The 1,973-nt window shown below is 27.1% G+C and carries 2 protein-coding genes; both read right to left on the bottom strand.

Annotated elements, in window-relative coordinates; genetic code table 11:
- Positions 1-12 precede the first annotated feature (12 nt).
- Positions 13-972: a TRAM domain-containing protein gene (locus SVN78_10660; protein ID MDY6822066.1), complete on the bottom strand. Its 960-nt coding sequence runs from the start codon at positions 970-972 to the stop codon at positions 13-15.
- Positions 973-1,020: 48 nt separating this feature from the next.
- Entirely contained in the window at positions 1,021-1,761 is a 741-nt protein-coding gene (locus SVN78_10655) for a YggT family protein (GenBank protein MDY6822065.1), read from the bottom strand.
- Between the last annotated feature and the right edge of the window lie 212 nt (positions 1,762-1,973).

Here is a 1,973-nt window from a genome sequence, read left to right as displayed (position 1 = left end):
ATCTTCATAATATTATTTTGGCTTGCCAAATACTATTCTACCGCTATCTGATTGCAACAAACTAGTAACCTCAATATTAATAGTTTTACCAATATATTTTCTACCATTCTCAATAACAACAATTGACCCATCATCTAAATAACCAACACCCTGATCCCTTTCTTTTCCTTCTCTAACAACACTTATATTAATTACCTCACCCGGTAATAATGTCTGTTTTACAGCTTTTGCTAGAGCATTGATATTTAAAACTATAATATTTTGAATTTCTGCTACTTTTAATAGGTTATAATCTGTGGTTATTATTGCAGCATTTAACCTTTTTGCAAGCTCAACCAGTTTCTCATCTACAGCTTTTACATTTTTAAAATCAATATCCGTTATCTCAACAGGTAAGTGCTCTTGGCTTTGCAATTCTTTAACTATATCCAAACCCCTTCTCCCTTTTTGTCTCTTTAAATGATCATGGGAATCTGATATATTTTGCAACTCCTTTAATATAAAATTGGGGATAACAAGCTTTCCTTCTAAAAAACCAGTATTGACAATATCAATTACTCTACCATCAATTATTGTTGAACTATCTAGCAATTTCAAAGGTGTAAAATACCCATCTTTTTTTGACTTACTTGTAAAAAAGTCCTTTAACCAGTCACTATTTTTATAACCAAAAATTAACCCAATATATACAAATATAACGTTTATAAACAATATAACAAATATATCCTTAAATATAGGCCTAAATGAAACACTTAACAGATTAGCAATTAAAAGAAAAAAGAAGGCGAACACTAAAGCAGATACAATTTTTTCTTTTTTTAGATAACGGATTATAACTTCAAAAAGATATCCTAAAATAAAAGCTGCAATAGCAAAAATTAGAGCTACTTGAGTATTAATATCATGAACCTTGCTTAGAAACAGGTATAAAAAAAGCACTAAAACAAAATAAATTATTCTAAAAAACCACATAATGCACCTCTATATAATAATAAATTAAAATAGAAAAAAAATAAATTATCACAATAACATAGAAATTCTAATTAAAAGAACCCTTATAAACTCAATTATGAATATTAATAGTATAGGTGAAATATCTATAAAACCAAGGGGTGGAATAATTTTTCTAAAGGGTGCCATAATAGGTTCTGTTAAAGAATATATAATTTGAACAATAGTATTGTAGGGATCTGGAGCTACCCATGACAACAATACCCTTATAATAATTAACCAAGTATATAGACGAAGTAAAAAAGTCAAAGAACTAAATATATAATTTATGGATAATAAAAACGCATTATTTAAATCTAAGTTAGAGATAATATATATTAATAATCCCTCCACTGCTATGTAACATGCTGTTAACAATATTATCGATATAATTATTATTTTATTGCCACGTATTGGGACAATCTTTCTCGATATTTTCACAACAGGCAAACCAATCCTATGGAAAAACGTAGAAATAAATGAAACATATTCTGTGCCTACAAGGCAACCCACAATAAGACTCAATATATAGAAGAAATAAATAAATAAAACACTATCAATATAAGCTTTTATAATAGTATAAAGTGGACTACCACCTAAAAACAGCCAATAAATAATGCCAAGAAAAAATATAACAATACAAATAATCAAAGGGATAAACTTATCAGCCTTTTCTTTTGGATAGTTTTGTAATAGATTAGTAAATATTGGATTTGTTATATTCGCAACGAACTTGCCAATTGGATTAAATATTAATTCTTGATTAGTCATAACCATCCTAATTAAAAGAATTGCAATATAGAAAAAAAATATGGATTTAACAAAAAATAACATTTACAATATCCCCCTTTTATTATATTTACTACTAAAAAGTAATTATAGCGTCAAGCATATATATAAATCATACCCTACTTATATTATAATAGTAGCACTTAACAATAATAACATTTCACAGCTTTCACAGATAAAACCAAGCATATCAC

The organism is Deferribacterota bacterium (assembly GCA_034189185.1).
In the GTDB taxonomy this organism is placed as follows: Bacteria; Chrysiogenota; Deferribacteres; order Deferribacterales; family UBA228; genus UBA228.
Note: the sequence above shows the minus strand (reverse complement) of the source record. Positions and strands in the feature narration are given on the sequence as shown.

Coding starts and splice junctions, on each gene's coding strand:
- SVN78_10655 (MDY6822065.1), bottom strand. CDS start 1,761: ATGACTAATCAAGAATTAATATTTAATCCAATTGGCAAGTTCGTTGCG.
- SVN78_10660 (MDY6822066.1), bottom strand. CDS start 972: ATGTGGTTTTTTAGAATAATTTATTTTGTTTTAGTGCTTTTTTTATAC.